Annotated in this window: 17 protein-coding genes; 11 read left to right on the forward strand and 6 right to left on the reverse strand. The window is 56.8% G+C overall.

Annotation, left to right across the window (positions count from 1 at the left end):
• Positions 1 to 45: 45 nt before the first annotated feature.
• From ABOA88_RS07370 to ABOA88_RS07380, 3 genes are read right to left on the reverse strand one after another with little or no spacing between them, the layout of a single operon-like run.
• Positions 46 to 399, reverse strand: coding sequence for a hypothetical protein (locus ABOA88_RS07370; RefSeq protein ID WP_144188609.1), 354 nt, complete (start codon positions 397 to 399; stop codon positions 46 to 48).
• Complete coding sequence (locus tag ABOA88_RS07375; RefSeq protein ID WP_238706592.1) at positions 392 to 769, reverse strand: hypothetical protein; 378 nt, start codon at positions 767 to 769, stop codon at positions 392 to 394. The genes ABOA88_RS07370 and ABOA88_RS07375 overlap by 8 nt, the downstream gene beginning before the upstream one ends.
• Positions 770 to 781: 12 nt before the next feature.
• The gene (locus tag ABOA88_RS07380; protein WP_144188610.1) at positions 782 to 1843 is read right to left on the reverse strand and encodes an ADP-ribosylglycohydrolase family protein; all 1062 of its coding nucleotides are present in this window, start codon (positions 1841 to 1843) and stop codon (positions 782 to 784) included.
• A gap of 174 nt (positions 1844 to 2017) precedes the next feature.
• Between ABOA88_RS07380 and ABOA88_RS07385 the strand changes: the two genes are divergently transcribed.
• Entirely contained in the window at positions 2018 to 2893 is an 876-nt protein-coding gene (locus ABOA88_RS07385; RefSeq protein ID WP_144188612.1) for a helix-turn-helix transcriptional regulator, read from the forward strand.
• A gap of 51 nt (positions 2894 to 2944) precedes the next feature.
• On the opposite strand, the gene ABOA88_RS07390 is transcribed toward ABOA88_RS07385, so the two are convergent.
• Complete coding sequence (locus ABOA88_RS07390; RefSeq protein ID WP_144188614.1) at positions 2945 to 3247, reverse strand: hypothetical protein; 303 nt, start codon at positions 3245 to 3247, stop codon at positions 2945 to 2947.
• A gap of 299 nt (positions 3248 to 3546) precedes the next feature.
• Complete coding sequence (gene intI1, locus ABOA88_RS07395) at positions 3547 to 4560, reverse strand: class 1 integron integrase IntI1 (protein WP_000845048.1); 1014 nt, start codon at positions 4558 to 4560, stop codon at positions 3547 to 3549.
• A gap of 352 nt (positions 4561 to 4912) precedes the next feature.
• Here intI1 and ABOA88_RS07400 point away from each other — a divergent pair, with 352 nt between their 5' ends.
• The 7 genes from ABOA88_RS07400 to ABOA88_RS07430 all read left to right on the forward strand — a co-directional run bounded on the left by ABOA88_RS07400 (position 4913) and on the right by ABOA88_RS07430 (position 10399).
• Positions 4913 to 5569: a quinolone resistance pentapeptide repeat protein QnrVC1 gene (locus tag ABOA88_RS07400; RefSeq protein ID WP_000415714.1), complete on the forward strand. Its 657-nt coding sequence runs from the start codon at positions 4913 to 4915 to the stop codon at positions 5567 to 5569.
• Between the two features lie 163 nt (positions 5570 to 5732).
• The gene (aac(6')-Ib, locus tag ABOA88_RS07405) at positions 5733 to 6287 is read left to right on the forward strand and encodes an AAC(6')-Ib family aminoglycoside 6'-N-acetyltransferase (RefSeq protein WP_012695458.1); all 555 of its coding nucleotides are present in this window, start codon (positions 5733 to 5735) and stop codon (positions 6285 to 6287) included.
• A gap of 266 nt (positions 6288 to 6553) precedes the next feature.
• On the forward strand, positions 6554 to 7813 hold the full coding sequence (locus ABOA88_RS07410; protein WP_001256776.1) for a chloramphenicol efflux MFS transporter CmlA1: 1260 nt from the start codon (positions 6554 to 6556) through the stop codon (positions 7811 to 7813).
• Between the two features lie 103 nt (positions 7814 to 7916).
• On the forward strand, positions 7917 to 8390 hold the full coding sequence (gene dfrA15 / locus ABOA88_RS07415; RefSeq protein ID WP_001355915.1) for a trimethoprim-resistant dihydrofolate reductase DfrA15: 474 nt from the start codon (positions 7917 to 7919) through the stop codon (positions 8388 to 8390).
• Positions 8391 to 8590: 200 nt separating this feature from the next.
• Positions 8591 to 8938, forward strand: a complete 348-nt coding sequence (locus ABOA88_RS07420; protein ID WP_000679427.1) for a quaternary ammonium compound efflux SMR transporter QacE delta 1 — start codon at positions 8591 to 8593, stop codon at positions 8936 to 8938.
• Positions 8932 to 9771 carry a sulfonamide-resistant dihydropteroate synthase Sul1 gene (gene sul1, locus ABOA88_RS07425; protein WP_000259031.1) on the forward strand — a complete coding sequence of 280 codons (840 nt, stop codon included), beginning with the start codon at positions 8932 to 8934 and terminating at the stop codon, positions 9769 to 9771. The genes ABOA88_RS07420 and sul1 overlap by 7 nt, the downstream gene beginning before the upstream one ends.
• A 127-nt stretch (positions 9772 to 9898) precedes the next feature.
• Positions 9899 to 10399, forward strand: coding sequence for a GNAT family N-acetyltransferase (locus ABOA88_RS07430; RefSeq protein WP_000376623.1), 501 nt, complete (start codon positions 9899 to 9901; stop codon positions 10397 to 10399).
• Positions 10400 to 10613: 214 nt separating this feature from the next.
• Here ABOA88_RS07430 and ABOA88_RS07435 read toward each other — a convergent pair whose 3' ends face one another.
• The gene (locus ABOA88_RS07435) at positions 10614 to 13499 is read right to left on the reverse strand and encodes a Tn3 family transposase (RefSeq protein WP_001138082.1); all 2886 of its coding nucleotides are present in this window, start codon (positions 13497 to 13499) and stop codon (positions 10614 to 10616) included.
• Between the two features lie 125 nt (positions 13500 to 13624).
• Here ABOA88_RS07435 and ABOA88_RS07440 point away from each other — a divergent pair, with 125 nt between their 5' ends.
• The 3 genes from ABOA88_RS07440 (at position 13625) to ABOA88_RS07450 (ending at position 15944) form a co-directional block, all read left to right on the forward strand.
• A complete protein-coding gene (locus ABOA88_RS07440) occupies positions 13625 to 14239 on the forward strand; it encodes a recombinase family protein (RefSeq protein ID WP_000904906.1) in 615 nt (204 codons plus the stop codon).
• Positions 14240 to 14304: 65 nt separating this feature from the next.
• Positions 14305 to 15108, forward strand: coding sequence for an aminoglycoside O-phosphotransferase APH(3'')-Ib (gene aph(3'')-Ib, locus ABOA88_RS07445; RefSeq protein WP_001082319.1), 804 nt, complete (start codon positions 14305 to 14307; stop codon positions 15106 to 15108).
• The gene (locus ABOA88_RS07450) at positions 15108 to 15944 is read left to right on the forward strand and encodes an aminoglycoside O-phosphotransferase APH(6)-Id (RefSeq protein ID WP_000480968.1); all 837 of its coding nucleotides are present in this window, start codon (positions 15108 to 15110) and stop codon (positions 15942 to 15944) included. Before aph(3'')-Ib ends, ABOA88_RS07450 begins: the two co-directional genes overlap by 1 nt.
• Positions 15945 to 15947 lie beyond the last annotated feature (3 nt).

Below are 15947 nucleotides of genomic sequence, written 5' to 3' on the forward strand. Positions count from 1 at the left end.
CCGGAGCCCCGGCTTTTTGCCGGATCGGTCAGTTCGTGCCAACGCTCAGTGTCGCGTCAGGCTGATGCGCTCTCGGCGAGCCACTACGCAGCCTTCTTCCAAGCGGTTATGCACGCCTGGAATGCTCAGCCGATGCCCGGTGGGCATATAGCCGGCCGCATCTTCAAAGGGGTGAAGATTGACCGACTCCATCAACTGCTCAATGCCCTCGTACCAAGACAGGGCCACTAGCCCGGCGCCCTCGACTGCACCAGGGGAGCACTCGCGCAAACACTCCAGCACACCCATGCTGGCAATCACGCTTTCCTGACGAGTCATGTAGCACGGCGCAAGCAACTCCAGCCCCTCCCCATCGACCGTCAATTCAGCACAGACAGCCATGATCAGCGACTCACTCATCCCACACTCCATCGTTATCCAGGTCCCTATCAATGCCGTCAGCTGACTCGTCCCAGAGCCCGTCGTTGTCGAGGTCACGATCAATCCCGCCGGCGTCATGGTCCCAACTGCCATCATTGTCGACATCCCGATCAATCCCGCCGGCGCCATGATCCCAAGTGCCGTCGTTGTCCAGATCACGATCGATGCCACCCTTGTCGTAATCCCACGTGCCGTCGTTATCGACATCCCGGTCGATGCCGCCGCGGTTGTAATCCCAGAGTCCGTCGTTATCCAGGTCTCGGTCCTGAGCCTGGGCACTGACCAGCAAGAACACCGCCAATCCAGCGGCCAGCCATTGCAGGGCATCACTTTGCGTTCTGCGACTCATGCTTGCTCCCTATCAGAACCCGGGATAGCGCGCCCAGATGCGTTCATCCTCAGCCACATTTGAGCTGTAATCCCCGCAATAGGTACGCGGTACCCACTCGATGTCATGCGCCAGTTGCTCGATCACCTCGCGCAACTCCAACGACTCCAGCCAGCGCTCAGGAATGGCATCAGGCCCCAACTGGATACCCAGCAGGTTGCCGGCAATCAGACCCGTGCTGTCGCTGTCGCCGGTGTGATTGACCGCCCAGCAGATACCCTCCTCCAGGCTGCTAGCCATCAAGGCACACCACAGACCAATGCCGAGTGCTTCTTCGGCCACCCAACCGCCACCCATCACGGCAATCCCTTCGGGCGTAGGCGCGATACCGGCCTCACTCTGGCGCAGGGCGTACTCGACCATCTCACGGGTTTCCGCCATGCCCGGTTTCTGGCCATGTTCGGCCAGGCTCTGGCGGATGGCGTCTTTCAGGTCGCAACCTTGCTCGAAGATCCGCTGCAGAATGTCGGCAAACAGGCCCGCTGCCAGATAGCCACTGGGATGGGCATGAGTCAGGTGTGCGTTTTCGACCGCAAACTCGAAGGCCTGCGGGAAGAACGCATGCGGTGCTACACGCATCACGCCACCACAGCCCTTGCTGTCATTGCTGGCCTTGTCGCCAAACGCCTGGCTGGCGGCCAGCGCACTCATGCAGGTCATGCCCGGCGCGCGGCTCGACCATAGGTCTTTCACACCGATTAGCCAGCCATCCTGCGTGACCTCAGCCTTTGGTTTGCCGCCCTGGGTGATGTACCAGCGCAGCAGCGCATGATGAATGACCGAAGGCGGATGGCAGATACCACGTGAATTGTGCCGAACCCAGGCCCGCAACAGGCCTTCGGCGGTAAAGAGCATCATCTGGGTATCGTCGGTGACGGCGCCCAGCTTGCCGAATGCAGGGGCAAAATCCCGAATACCCCGCTCACCGAACTTCTGCCGGATGCTCGGCCAATCCATGAACTCCACCGCCGCGCCCAAAGCATCGCCAGCCGCACCGGCCAGCAGGCAACCGAGAATTCGATCCAGTTGATTCATCTTCACGCCCCTCCAATCAGGAACCGCACATCCAACTTATGTACTGGACTAGCTACAGCCCCGGACTAAATGACATCGGCCTGCTTGTCTCCGGCTATCAAGATATGTAGTTTTGAGCGACGTATCTACGGTGTTTGCCTGTACAGGTAAAGTTTTCGAGCAGATGGAGAGGCTATGAAGCGTAAGCAGGAAATCACGTCGGTTCGCTGGGATCTGGCGCTGCGCTACCGTTTGATCGAGACGGTGGCCTGGTGGGAGGGCCGGTTAACCACGGGCCATCTGATGCAGAGCTTCGGCATCAGCCGCCAGCAGGCGTCGAAGGACATCAATTCGTACATTGCCGAGTACGCGCCGAAGAACCTGGAATATGACAAGCATTTGAAGGGGTATGTACCGAGCCGCCACTTCAAGCCGCTGTTCATTGATGACAGTGCCAGTGCCTACCTGCACCTGCTTAACCAAAATCATGACCGCGCGCCACACATTGAAGGCCTGGCCCTGGCCTACGCACACACTGAAGTGCTGCGGGTGCCAGATCGCAGTGTGCAACCCGAGGTGCTCCGCCCTCTGCTGCGTGCCTGCCGCGAAGGGCTGCGTCTGGAGTGTGAGTACGTGTCCTTTAATACCCCGGATGGCGAAACGCGCCTGATCGCGCCGCATACGCTGATCTACACCGGCATGCGCTGGCATGTGCGCGCCTATTGCGAGCGCAATGCCGACTACCGCGACTTTGTGCTGAGTCGCTTTCGCGGCGTTCCCGACCTAATGGATGGCCGCTCTACACACGGGCGGGATGCCGATAGCGGCTGGAACACTCCGGTGCAGGTGATCATCGCACCGGACTCACGCCTCAAGCCCGAGCAGCAAGCCATCATCGAGACCGACTACGGCATGCACCAAGGACAGCTGGTAGTCGAGACGCGGGGCGCGCTGGTGCAGTACGTGCTGCAGCGCTATCAGATTGATCCAACCAAGGTGCATGCCAAAGCGACGGCGCAGCAGATTGTGGTGGTGAACCTGGATGAGTTGCAGGAGTGGTTGTATCACTGAGGCTTGGTTTCAGGTTTCGTGTAACGACTCAGATAGTGGCGATTCAAGACCTTATACCCCTGCCTCACCTTCTGGCTCACCGAGTAGCAGCAAGATTGGCTGGGCACTGTCGTGAATTTTCATATCAAGCCAGCTAGTCGTAAGACCGGGATTGCACCTCTCAACCGCATCAAGCAGCCCGGCATACATACCTAACGTGAGATGCTCGCCACCAAAGAGGTTGGCGTACAGGGTGCGAAATTTCAGCGCCTTTAATGCCGCCTCCGGCACCTCCCAAGGCTCTGCACAGCGAATGAATGCGCACTGCAATTGGCGTGAGCTGGCCTCGCTTAGGACAGCCAGGAAATTTTCCAAGCCATTAGCCAGCAAACCCTCGTCTAGCAGGGACGCCCTGAGAAAGGGCATCACAGTCTCAAACCACGAGTCAGATGACAGCTCTGCGGGAGCACCTTCTGCACGGGTAGACCTGGCAGTACTTCTGTCAGGTATTACCAGCAGCGACGATTCTGATAGACCTGCCACAATCGGCTAACTACTGGCGACTATCGGCCATCAGCGGACGCAGGGAGGACTTTCCGCAACCGGCCGTTCGATGCGGCACCGATGGCCTTCGCGCAGGGGTAGTGAATCCGCCAGGATTGACTTGCGCTGCCCTACCTCTCACTAGTGAGGGGCGGCAGCGCATCAAGCGGTGAGCGCACTCCGGCACCGCCAACTTTCAGCACATGCGTGTAAATCATCGTCGTAGAGACGTCGGAATGGCCGAGCAGATCCTGCACGGTTCGAATGTCGTAACCGCTGCGGAGCAAGGCCGTCGCGAACGAGTGGCGGAGGGTGTGCGGTGTGGCGGGCTTCGTGATGCCTGCTTGTTCTACGGCACGTTTGAAGGCGCGCTGAAAGGTCTGGTCATACATGTGATGGCGACGCACGACACCGCTCCGTGGATCGGTCGAATGCGTGTGCTGCGCAAAAACCCAGAACCACGGCCAGGAATGCCCGGCGCGCGGATACTTCCGCTCAAGGGCGTCGGGAAGCGCAACGCCGCTGCGGCCCTCGGCCTGGTCCTTCAGCCACCATGCCCGTGCACGCGACAGCTGCTCGCGCAGGCTGGGTGCCAAGCTCTCGGGTAACATCAAGGCCCGATCCTTGGAGCCCTTGCCCTCCCGCACGATGATCGTGCCGTGATCGAAATCCAGATCCTTGACCCGCAGTTGCAAACCCTCACTGATCCGCATGCCCGTTCCATACAGAAGCTGGGCGAACAAACGATGCTCGCCTTCCAGAAAACCGAGGATGCGAACCACTTCATCCGGGGTCAGCACCACCGGCAAGCGCCGCGACGGCCGAGGTCTTCCGATCTCCTGAAGCCAGGGCAGATCCGTGCACAGCACCTTGCCGTAGAAGAACAGCAAGGCCGCCAATGCCTGACGATGCGTGGAGACCGAAACCTTGCGCTCGTTCGCCAGCCAGGACAGAAATGCCTCGACTTCGCTGCTGCCCAAGGTTGCCGGGTGACGCACACCGTGGAAACGGATGAAGGCACGAACCCAGTGGACATAAGCCTGTTCGGTTCGTAAGCTGTAATGCAAGTAGCGTATGCGCTCACGCAACTGGTCCAGAACCTTGACCGAACGCAGCGGTGGTAACGGCGCAGTGGCGGTTTTCATGGCTTGTTATGACTGTTTTTTTGTACAGTCTATGCCTCGGGCATCCAAGCAGCAAGCGCGTTACGCCGTGGGTCGATGTTTGATGTTATGGAGCAGCAACGATGTTACGCAGCAGGGCAGTCGCCCTAAAACAAAGTTATGTGCTTTCTCTAAAACAAGCCAGATTCACTGAAACTTTCTTCTGGCTGGCCGCATCGGTCGTTTCGAATTAGCCACCTTTAAAATGCCGTTTTGATGCCTTATTTTGGCTAAAACGGGGTGTTTTAAGTTTCTGTTTTTATTGGTTTTGTTTTTGTTGAGAACTTTCAGGTAAATGATAGTCTTCAAATCAAATGTTTTTTGGAGCCACAGCATGGAAAAATCAAAGCAATTATATAATCAAGTGAACTTCTCACATCAGGACTTGCAAGAACATATCTTTAGCAATTGTACTTTTATACATTGTAATTTTAAGCGCTCAAACCTCCGAGATACACAGTTCATTAACTGTACTTTCATAGAGCAGGGGGCATTGGAAGGGTGCGATTTTTCTTATGCTGATCTTCGAGATGCTTCATTTAAAAACTGTCAGCTTTCAATGTCCCATTTTAAGGGGGCAAATTGCTTTGGTATTGAACTGAGAGATTGTGATCTTAAAGGAGCAAATTTTAGTCAAGTTAGTTTTGTAAATCAGGTTTCGAATAAAATGTACTTTTGTTCTGCATACATAACAGGTTGTAACTTATCCTATGCCAATTTTGAGCAGCAGCTTATTGAAAAATGTGACCTGTTCGAAAATAGATGGATTGGTGCAAATCTTCGAGGCGCTTCATTTAAAGAATCAGATTTAAGCCGTGGTGTTTTTTCGGAAGACTGCTGGGAACAGTTTAGAGTACAAGGCTGTGATTTAAGCCATTCAGAGCTTTATGGTTTAGATCCTCGAAAGATTGATCTTACGGGTGTAAAAATATGCTCGTGGCAACAGGAACAGTTACTGGAGCAATTAGGGGTAATCATTGTTCCTGACTAAGCGCAAGATTCGGCTACGCACATAACAAACGCTTTAAGACGGATTCGCAACGTTTGGCGGTTTTAGTTTGAATTGGCTTTTGTATTTACGGTGTAATAATTGAGTGTTGTGGTAGCGTTGCTCACCACTTAAGCGGGCGTTAGGCATCACAAAGTACAGCATCGTGACCAACAGCACCGATTCCGTCACACTGCGCCTCATGACTGAGCATGACCTTGCGATGCTCTATGAGTGGCTAAATCGATCTCATATCGTCGAGTGGTGGGGCGGAGAAGAAGCACGCCCGACACTTGCTGACGTACAGGAACAGTACTTGCCAAGCGTTTTAGCGCAAGAGTCCGTCACTCCATACATTGCAATGCTGAATGGAGAGCCGATTGGGTATGCCCAGTCGTACGTTGCTCTTGGAAGCGGGGACGGATGGTGGGAAGAAGAAACCGATCCAGGAGTACGCGGAATAGACCAGTCACTGGCGAATGCATCACAACTGGGCAAAGGCTTGGGAACCAAGCTGGTTCGAGCTCTGGTTGAGTTGCTGTTCAATGATCCCGAGGTCACCAAGATCCAAACGGACCCGTCGCCGAGCAACTTGCGAGCGATCCGATGCTACGAGAAAGCGGGGTTTGAGAGGCAAGGTACCGTAACCACCCCAGATGGTCCAGCCGTGTACATGGTTCAAACACGCCAGGCATTCGAGCGAACACGCAGTGATGCCTAACCCTTCCATCGAGGGGGACGTCCAAGGGCTGGCGCCCTTGGCCGCCCCTCATGTCAAACGTTGGGCGCACAATAAGGCTCCTCGCAGAGTTGCTTGAAAGTTGTTACGATTCAAATTCAATCATGAGATAGTCGGCAGATGAGCATTTCCAAGAACGCAGACAAGTAAGCCGCAGCAACCTTCATTTTTCGGTTGTTGCGGCGTTCTCAAGAATCCTTTTGCTCTACGGGAGCGCCGCCAAATCCTTTGTTCAAGGAGATGGTTTCGTGCGCTCAAAAAATTTTAGTTGGCGGTACTCCCTTGCCGCCACGGTGTTGTTGTTATCACCGTTCGATTTATTGGCATCACTCGGCATGGACATGTACTTGCCGGCAGTGCCGTTTATGCCAAACGCGCTTGGTACGACAGCGAGCACAATTCAGCTTACGCTGACAACGTACTTGGTCATGATTGGTGCCGGTCAGCTCTTGTTTGGACCGCTATCGGACCGACTGGGGCGCCGCCCCGTTCTACTGGGAGGTGGCCTCGCCTACGTTGTGGCGTCAATGGGCCTCGCTCTTACGTCATCGGCTGAAGTCTTTCTGGGGCTTCGGATTCTTCAGGCTTGTGGTGCCTCGGCGTGCCTTGTTTCCACGTTTGCAACAGTACGTGACATTTACGCAGGTCGCGAGGAAAGTAATGTCATTTACGGCATACTCGGATCCATGCTGGCCATGGTCCCGGCGGTAGGCCCATTGCTCGGAGCGCTCGTCGACATGTGGCTTGGGTGGCGGGCTATCTTTGCGTTTCTAGGTTTGGGCATGATCGCTGCATCTGCAGCAGCGTGGCGATTCTGGCCTGAAACCCGGGTGCAACGAGTTGCGGGCTTGCAATGGTCGCAGCTGCTACTCCCCGTTAAGTGCCTGAACTTCTGGTTGTACACGTTGTGTTACGCCGCTGGAATGGGTAGCTTCTTCGTCTTTTTCTCCATTGCGCCCGGACTAATGATGGGCAGGCAAGGTGTGTCTCAGCTTGGCTTCAGCCTGCTGTTCGCCACAGTGGCAATTGCCATGGTGTTTACAGCTCGTTTTATGGGGCGTGTAATACCCAAGTGGGGCAGCCCAAGCGTCTTGCGAATGGGAATGGGATGCCTGATAGCTGGAGCAGTATTGCTTGCCATCACCGAAATATGGGCTTCGCAGTCCGTGTTAGGCTTTATTTCTCCAATGTGGCTAGTGGGTATTGGTGTCGCCACAGCGGTATCTGTGGCGCCCAATGGCGCTCTTCGAGGATTCGACCATGTTGCTGGAACGGTCACGGCAGTCTACTTCTGCTTGGGCGGTGTACTGCTAGGAAGCATCGGAACGTTGATCATTTCGCTGTTGCCGCGCAACACGGCTTGGCCGGTTGTCGTGTACTGTTTGACCCTTGCAACAGTCGTGCTCGGTCTGTCTTGTGTTTCCCGAGCGGAGGGCTCTCGCGGCCAGGGGGAGCATGATGTGGTCGCGCTACAAAGTGCGGAAAGTACGTCAAATCCCAATCGTTGAGAGAATGTGGCAAGCTATCGCCCAACAAATCGCTGCAGCCGACCCAAAACCGCTACGCGGTTTCGGTCGGCTGAGCTCAGGCGTTAACCCCTAAGGAAGTATCGTGAAACTATCACTAATGGCAGCAATTTCGAAGAATGGAGTTATCGGAAATGGCCCAGATATTCCATGGAGTGCCAAAGGGGAACAATTACTCTTCAAAGCGATTACCTATAATCAGTGGCTTTTGGTAGGCCGAAAGACTTTCGAGTCAATGGGGGCTTTACCCAACCGAAAATATGCCGTTGTAACTCGTTCAAGCTTCACTTCCAGTGATGAGAATGTATTGGTATTTCCATCTATCGATGAAGCGCTAAATCATCTGAAGACGATAACGGATCATGTGATTGTGTCTGGTGGTGGTGAAATATACAAAAGCCTGATCGATAAAGTTGATACTTTACATATTTCAACAATCGACATTGAGCCAGAAGGTGATGTCTATTTTCCAGAAATCCCCAGTAGTTTTAGGCCAGTTTTTAGCCAAGACTTCGTGTCTAACATAAATTATAGTTACCAAATCTGGCAAAAGGGTTAACAAGTGGCAGCAACTGACCGCCAAAAGTGTCACTTGTTTTGCCAAAAAGCCGGCAAAACAAGCGCCAATTTTGTCGGCAGCTGTGCCAGGCGTTAGATGCACTAAGCACATAATTGCTCACAGCCAAACTATCAGGTCAAGTCTGCTTTTATTATTTTTAAGCGTGCATAATAAGCCCTACACAAATTGGGAGATATATCATGAAAGGCTGGCTTTTTCTTGTTATCGCAATAGTTGGCGAAGTAATCGCAACATCCGCATTAAAATCTAGCGAGGGCTTTACTAAGCTTGCCCCTTCCGCCGTTGTCATAATCGGTTATGGCATCGCATTTTATTTTCTTTCTCTGGTTCTGAAATCCATCCCTGTCGGTGTTGCTTATGCAGTCTGGTCGGGACTCGGCGTCGTCATAATTACAGCCATTGCCTGGTTGCTTCATGGGCAAAAGCTTGATGCGTGGGGCTTTGTAGGTATGGGGCTCATAATTGCTGCCTTTTTGCTCGCCCGATCCCCATCGTGGAAGTCGCTGCGGAGGCCGACGCCATGGTGACGGTGTTCGGCATTCTGAATCTCACCGAGGACTCCTTCTTCGATGAGAGCCGGCGGCTAGACCCCGCCGGCGCTGTCACCGCGGCGATCGAAATGCTGCGAGTCGGATCAGACGTCGTGGATGTCGGACCGGCCGCCAGCCATCCGGACGCGAGGCCTGTATCGCCGGCCGATGAGATCAGACGTATTGCGCCGCTCTTAGACGCCCTGTCCGATCAGATGCACCGTGTTTCAATCGACAGCTTCCAACCGGAAACCCAGCGCTATGCGCTCAAGCGCGGCGTGGGCTACCTGAACGATATCCAAGGATTTCCTGACCCTGCGCTCTATCCCGATATTGCTGAGGCGGACTGCAGGCTGGTGGTTATGCACTCAGCGCAGCGGGATGGCATCGCCACCCGCACCGGTCACCTTCGACCCGAAGACGCGCTCGACGAGATTGTGCGGTTCTTCGAGGCGCGGGTTTCCGCCTTGCGACGGAGCGGGGTCGCTGCCGACCGGCTCATCCTCGATCCGGGGATGGGATTTTTCTTGAGCCCCGCACCGGAAACATCGCTGCACGTGCTGTCGAACCTTCAAAAGCTGAAGTCGGCGTTGGGGCTTCCGCTATTGGTCTCGGTGTCGCGGAAATCCTTCTTGGGCGCCACCGTTGGCCTTCCTGTAAAGGATCTGGGTCCAGCGAGCCTTGCGGCGGAACTTCACGCGATCGGCAATGGCGCTGACTACGTCCGCACCCACGCGCCTGGAGATCTGCGAAGCGCAATCACCTTCTCGGAAACCCTCGCGAAATTTCGCAGTCGCGACGCCAGAGACCGAGGGTTAGATCATGCCTAGCATTCACCTTCCGGCCGCCCGCTAGCGGACCCTGGTCAGGTTCCGCGAAGGTGGGCGCAGACATGCTGGGCTCGTCAGGATCAAACTGCACTATGAGGCGGCGGTTCATACCGCGCCAGGGGAGCGAATGGACAGCGAGGAGCCTCCGAACGTTCGGGTCGCCTGCTCGGGTGATATCGACGAGGTTGTGCGGCTGATGCACGACGCTGCGGCGTGGATGTCCGCCAAGGGAACGCCCGCCTGGGACGTCGCGCGGATCGACCGGACATTCGCGGAGACCTTCGTCCTGAGATCCGAGCTCCTAGTCGCGAGTTGCAGCGACGGCATCGTCGGCTGTTGCACCTTGTCGGCCGAGGATCCCGAGTTCTGGCCCGACGCCCTCAAGGGGGAGGCCGCATATCTGCACAAGCTCGCGGTGCGACGGACACATGCGGGCCGGGGTGTCAGCTCCGCGCTGATCGAGGCTTGCCGCCATGCCGCGCGAACGCAGGGGTGCGCCAAGCTGCGGCTCGACTGCCACCCGAACCTGCGTGGCCTATACGAGCGGCTCGGATTCACCCACGTCGACACTTTCAATCCCGGCTGGGATCCAACCTTCATCGCAGAACGCCTAGAACTCGAAATCTAACGTCCGTTCGGGCATCGAGGTCCATGTCGGGGTGGGACGGGCCCGTGGCTTCAAGATCACTTGCAGTCCGACCGCGATGTCTTGGTTGCGCGAGAGGTTGTCGATATCTGTTGATTTGCACCCAAATTTGACCCGGGATTTGCATTGAATTTTGACCCACCCCTTGTTGTCAGAATTATGTGGGGTCGTTTGCGGGAGGGGGCGGAATCCTACGCTAAGGCTTTGGCCAGCGATATTCTCCGGTGAGATTGATGTGTTCCCATCCGAGCGGCGAAACATGGGCCAAGAGATCGGGCGATAGCAGCTTTCCATCGCGTTTCTGGTTTGCAACGACCTCGCCGAGCTTCATGGTGTTCCAGAAGATGATGATGGCGGCGAGCAGATTCATGCCGGCGATGCGGTAATGCTGGCCTTCGGCGGAACGGTCGCGGATTTCACCGCGGCGGTGGAAGCTGATTGCCCGCTTCAGCGCATGATGAGCTTCGCCTTTGTTGAGCCCGATCTGGGCACGCCGTTGGAGTTCGGCATCCAGAATCCAGTCGATCATGAACAGGGTGCGCTCGACGCGACCGACTTCCCGCAGGGCTGTCGCGAGCTCGTTCTGCCGCGGATAGGAGGCGAGTTTCCGCAGAATCTGGCTTGGCGCGACGGTCCCGGCAGCAATGGTGGCGGCGATGCGCAGGATGTCGGGCCAATTGCGCTCGATCATGGCTTGGTTGACCTTTCCGCCGATCAACGCTCGCAGGTGCGCCGGGGCGGCCGACGGATTGAACGCGTAGAGCCGTTTGGATGGCAGGTCGCGGATGCGCGGAGCGAACCGGTAGCCGAGAATGGCACATGCGGCAAAGACGTGATCGGTGAAGCCGCCCGTGTCGGTGAACTGCTCGCGGATATGGCGTCCAGCATCGTTCATCAGCAGGCCATCGAGGATGTAAGGCGCTTCGCTTGCCGTTGCAGGAATCACCTGGGTTGCGAACGGCGCATATTGGTCGGAGACGTGGCTATAGGCTTTCAGGCCCGGGGTATTGCCATATTTCGCGTTGACCAGGTTCATGGCCTCACCTTGCTCTGTAGCGACGAAGAACTGTCCGTCGCTCGAAGCCGACGTGCCCATGCCCCAGAACCGGGCCATGGGTAACGCTGCCTGTGCCTCGACCACCATGGCCAGCGCCCGGTCATAGGCTTCGCCCTCGACATGCCACCGTCCAATGCGGATCAATTCCCAGAAGGTGTGGGTGTTTGTCGCATCCGCCATTTTGCGCAAGCCGAGGTTGATCCCTTCCGCCAAGATAACGTTCATTAGCCCGATCCGGTCAGCGCAGGGTGCTCCTGTGCGCAGATGGGTGAACGCTTCGGTGAAGCCGGTCGCCGCATCCACCTCCAGCAGGAGATCGGTGATGCGCGTGGGCGGGATCTGCTTGTAGAGATCGAGCACCAGATCTTCGGCGCCTGTCGGCGCGGCGGCTTCGAGTTTCTCGATATGCAGAACGCCGTTTTCAATCGACCCGCCCGGGATCGTGCCTGCGCGAGCGGCACGGCCAAGCTCGCGCAACCGCATGTCGAGGCGAGCTTGCCGGTCTGCCAGCCATTCCTCCGGCCGCAATGGCACAGCGAGACGACCGCCTTCCGCGATGGATTGTGCCGGAACGAGTGCGTGTTTCAGATCGCCATAGCGCCGGGACCTAGTAAGCCAGACATCTCCGGAGCGGAACGCATCGCGCAGATGGAACAGCACCGCGATCTCCCATAGGCGAGCGTCGCCAGCCCTCTGGGCCCGAAGGTGGCGATGCCATTTCGAGCTGGGCCGCAAGAAGCTGGTCATCGCGGCATCGTTCAAACCGGTACGAAGGGCCGTCACCGCTTCCAGAAGCGGCAGTGCAACGGGCGCAGCTCGCAGATCGAGCAGGCGCAACATGCGTGGAGCGTATCGGCGGAAGCGGTGATAACCGTCGAGCACATGATTGAGCGGATCGTCGGCCATGGTGGCGGTCAGCCTGGTTGCCATTGCAACAAGGGTTTTTAAGCCGTCCCACCCTGACCCACTCGCGATGACATCGCCCAGCGGCTGGCCATCATCCTGTGCATCGACCAGGGCGCCCCCGATCTCGGCGAAGGATTTCAGGGTGTCACGCACCACCCCCGCTTCGTCTGCGACCTTTGCATGGCAAATACGCTCCGAAGCACGGTAGAGACGGCCGACGATCCGGTCGTGGGTTTCGACCACTGCGTCGGCCAACATCGCCTGCCATTCCGAGACGCAAACAGCCAAGATCGCAAGCCGCCTGTCCTCCGGGAGATCGCGCATGCCGTCGGCATAATACCGTTCACCCTGCCTGCGCAGACGAGTCACCCGATGGGCAGGAACGCCGGCAAGCAGATCCTCGGGGAGATCGATGCGTTGCAGATATTCGAGCCGGTCGAGCAGCCGGTTGGCCGACGAAGAGTTCGAGCCAGGCTCGAACTGGCGCAGCCACACAAAACGGGTCACCCGATCATCAGCCGTCTCCTCGAGCAATGCCAGCAACTGTTCTCGGATCGACATAGGCAGCCGACTGGCGATCCTCGTCTCGATGCGTCGCTCGGCATCGACGAGAGCCGCGGCACAAAGCCGCTCGATCGTGGATGTCGCGGGAAGGACAGTGCGGGTGCGTCGGCACTCGGCTACGAAGCGACGGGCGATATCCTCGTTCGACACCGCCATCTCGGCTTCTCGGAACAACCATTCCTTCAGCTCGCTCGCACCACGTCCGGAGAAGGTGCGGAAGCCGTAGAGCCCCCGTAACTCGGCAAGATGCTCGTGCCGTGTTTCCTCGCGGGCAGCATAGTCTACGAGATCGTCGGCACCCAGGCCAAGCTGCGCTCCGATAAATTCGATGACCTCTGCAGGGATCAGTTCGCCTGGAGCCAGCACCCGGCCGGGATAGCGCAGGACACACAATTGCAGGGCGAAGCCGAACCTGTTGTGAGCGCGCCGACGCAGCCTGATATGCCCAAGGTCTTCATCACTCAGCGTATAGTGCTTGAGCAAATCCGTCTGTGAAGTCGGCAAGCGCAACAGCGCGTCTTTCTGCCGATCGGTTAGAGTGACGCGACGCGGCATACATGTTCCTTTTTCAAAATCTGATAGCGTTCAAGACGCTTTGTTTATGAAGCTGGTTGAGATACATTTCCAGAGGTCAATGCAATCGTGGCCGAAGCGCCGCCTCAAACCAACGTTTGTGATACATGCTGATCGGATATGCCCGCGTCTCCAAAGCCGATGGCTCGCAGTCTCTCGACCTGCAGCACGACGCCTTGCGCGCCGCAGGTGTCGAACGGGACAATATCTATGATGATCTTGCTTCCGGCGGTCGTGATGATCGCCCTGGCTTGACTGCCTGCCTCAAGTCATTGCGTGACGGCGATGTGCTGGTGGTCTGGAAGCTCGATCGCCTCGGACGATCGCTTGCCCATCTGGTCAACACGGTGAAGGAGCTGTCAGACCGCAAGATCGGCCTGCGGGTTCTGACTGGAAAGGGCGCTCAGATCGACACCACGACTGCGTCCGGTCGCATGGTGTTCGGAATCTTCGCCACCTTGGCCGAGTTCGAGCGGGATCTGATCCGAGAGCGCACCATGGCGGGTCTCGCCTCCGCGAGAGCGCGCGGTCGCAAGGGCGGACGAAAATTCGCGCTCACCAAAGCTCAGGTGCGTCTCGCGCAAGCCGCCATGGCCCAGCGCGATACTTCAGTTTCCGATCTCTGCAAGGAACTCGGCATCGAGCGCGTCACTCTCTACCGATATGTCGGTCCCAAAGGCGAGCTCAGAGACCATGGAAAGCATGTTCTCGGACTTACGTAGCAACTCGTTTCTTTTCGCAGGTTGAGCCACCTCCGCGCTTCATCAGAAAACTGAAGGAACCTCCATTGAATCGAACTAATATTTTTTTTGGTGAATCGCATTCTGACTGGTTGCCTGTCAGAGGCGGAGAATCTGGTGATTTTGTTTTTCGACGTGGTGACGGGCATGCCTTCGCGAAAATCGCACCTGCTTCCCGCCGCGGTGAGCTCGCTGGAGAGCGTGACCGCCTCATTTGGCTCAAAGGTCGAGGTGTGGCTTGCCCCGAGGTGATCAACTGGCAGGAGGAACAGGAGGGTGCATGCTTGGTGATAACGGCAATTCCGGGAGTACCGGCGGCTGATCTGTCTGGAGCGGATTTGCTCAAAGCGTGGCCGTCAATGGGGCAGCAACTTGGCGCTGTTCACAGCCTATCGGTTGATCAATGTCCGTTTGAGCGCAGGCTGTCGCGAATGTTCGGACGCGCCGTTGATGTGGTGTCCCGCAATGCCGTCAATCCCGACTTCTTACCGGACGAGGACAAGAGTACGCCGCAGCTCGATCTTTTGGCTCGTGTCGAACGAGAGCTACCGGTGCGGCTCGACCAAGAGCGCACCGATATGGTTGTTTGCCATGGTGATCCCTGCATGCCGAACTTCATGGTGGACCCTAAAACTCTTCAATGCACGGGTCTGATCGACCTTGGGCGGCTCGGAACAGCAGATCGCTATGCCGATTTGGCACTCATGATTGCTAACGCCGAAGAGAACTGGGCAGCGCCAGATGAAGCAGAGCGCGCCTTCGCTGTCCTATTCAATGTATTGGGGATCGAAGCCCCCGACCGCGAACGCCTTGCCTTCTATCTGCGATTGGACCCTCTGACTTGGGGTTGATGTTCATGCCGCCTGTTTTTCCTGCTCATTGGCACGTTTCGCAACCTGTTCTCATTGCGGACACCTTTTCCAGCCTCGTTTGGAAAGTTTCATTGCCAGACGGGACTCCTGCAATCGTCAAGGGATTGAAACCTATAGAAGACATTGCTGATGAACTGCGCGGGGCCGACTATCTGGTATGGCGCAATGGGAGGGGAGCAGTCCGGTTGCTCGGTCGTGAGAACAATCTGATGTTGCTCGAATATGCCGGGGAGCGAATGCTCTCTCACATCGTTGCCGAGCACGGCGACTACCAGGCGACCGAAATTGCAGCGGAACTAATGGCGAAGCTGTATGCCGCATCTGAGGAACCCCTGCCTTCTGCCCTTCTCCCGATCCGGGATCGCTTTGCAGCTTTGTTTCAGCGGGCGCGCGATGATCAAAACGCAGGTTGTCAAACTGACTACGTCCACGCGGCGATTATAGCCGATCAAATGATGAGCAATGCCTCGGAACTGCGTGGGCTACATGGCGATCTGCATCATGAAAACATCATGTTCTCCAGTCGCGGCTGGCTGGTGATAGATCCCGTCGGTCTGGTCGGTGAAGTGGGCTTTGGCGCCGCCAATATGTTCTACGATCCGGCTGACAGAGACGACCTTTGTCTCGATCCTAGACGCATTGCACAGATGGCGGACGCATTCTCTCGTGCGCTGGACGTCGATCCGCGTCGCCTGCTCGACCAGGCGTACGCTTATGGGTGCCTTTCCGCAGCTTGGAACGCGGATGGAGAAGAGGAGCAACGCGATCTAGCTATCGCGGCCGCGATCAAGCAGGTGCGACAGACGTCATACTAGATA

This window comes from Pseudomonas sp. PKS, assembly GCF_051913525.1.
GTDB classification, from domain to species: Bacteria; Pseudomonadota; Gammaproteobacteria; order Pseudomonadales; family Pseudomonadaceae; genus Aquipseudomonas; species Aquipseudomonas guariconensis_D.

What these genes read in the sequence shown, in the direction of transcription:
- ABOA88_RS07375 (WP_238706592.1), bottom strand. Translation starts at nt 769, where the DNA reads ATGAGTCGCAGAACGCAAAGTGATGCCCTGCAATGGCTGGCCGCTGGA.
- ABOA88_RS07420 (WP_000679427.1), top strand. Translation starts at nt 8,591, where the DNA reads ATGAAAGGCTGGCTTTTTCTTGTTATCGCAATAGTTGGCGAAGTAATC.
- ABOA88_RS07400 (WP_000415714.1), top strand. Translation starts at nt 4,913, where the DNA reads ATGGAAAAATCAAAGCAATTATATAATCAAGTGAACTTCTCACATCAG.
- intI1 (WP_000845048.1), bottom strand. Translation starts at nt 4,560, where the DNA reads ATGAAAACCGCCACTGCGCCGTTACCACCGCTGCGTTCGGTCAAGGTT.
- ABOA88_RS07430 (WP_000376623.1), top strand. Translation starts at nt 9,899, where the DNA reads ATGGACAGCGAGGAGCCTCCGAACGTTCGGGTCGCCTGCTCGGGTGAT.
- ABOA88_RS07440 (WP_000904906.1), top strand. Translation starts at nt 13,625, where the DNA reads ATGCTGATCGGATATGCCCGCGTCTCCAAAGCCGATGGCTCGCAGTCT.
- ABOA88_RS07385 (WP_144188612.1), top strand. Translation starts at nt 2,018, where the DNA reads ATGAAGCGTAAGCAGGAAATCACGTCGGTTCGCTGGGATCTGGCGCTG.
- ABOA88_RS07370 (WP_144188609.1), bottom strand. Translation starts at nt 399, where the DNA reads ATGAGTGAGTCGCTGATCATGGCTGTCTGTGCTGAATTGACGGTCGAT.
- ABOA88_RS07380 (WP_144188610.1), bottom strand. Translation starts at nt 1,843, where the DNA reads ATGAATCAACTGGATCGAATTCTCGGTTGCCTGCTGGCCGGTGCGGCT.
- sul1 (WP_000259031.1), top strand. Translation starts at nt 8,932, where the DNA reads ATGGTGACGGTGTTCGGCATTCTGAATCTCACCGAGGACTCCTTCTTC.
- ABOA88_RS07435 (WP_001138082.1), bottom strand. Translation starts at nt 13,499, where the DNA reads ATGCCGCGTCGCGTCACTCTAACCGATCGGCAGAAAGACGCGCTGTTG.
- ABOA88_RS07450 (WP_000480968.1), top strand. Translation starts at nt 15,108, where the DNA reads ATGTTCATGCCGCCTGTTTTTCCTGCTCATTGGCACGTTTCGCAACCT.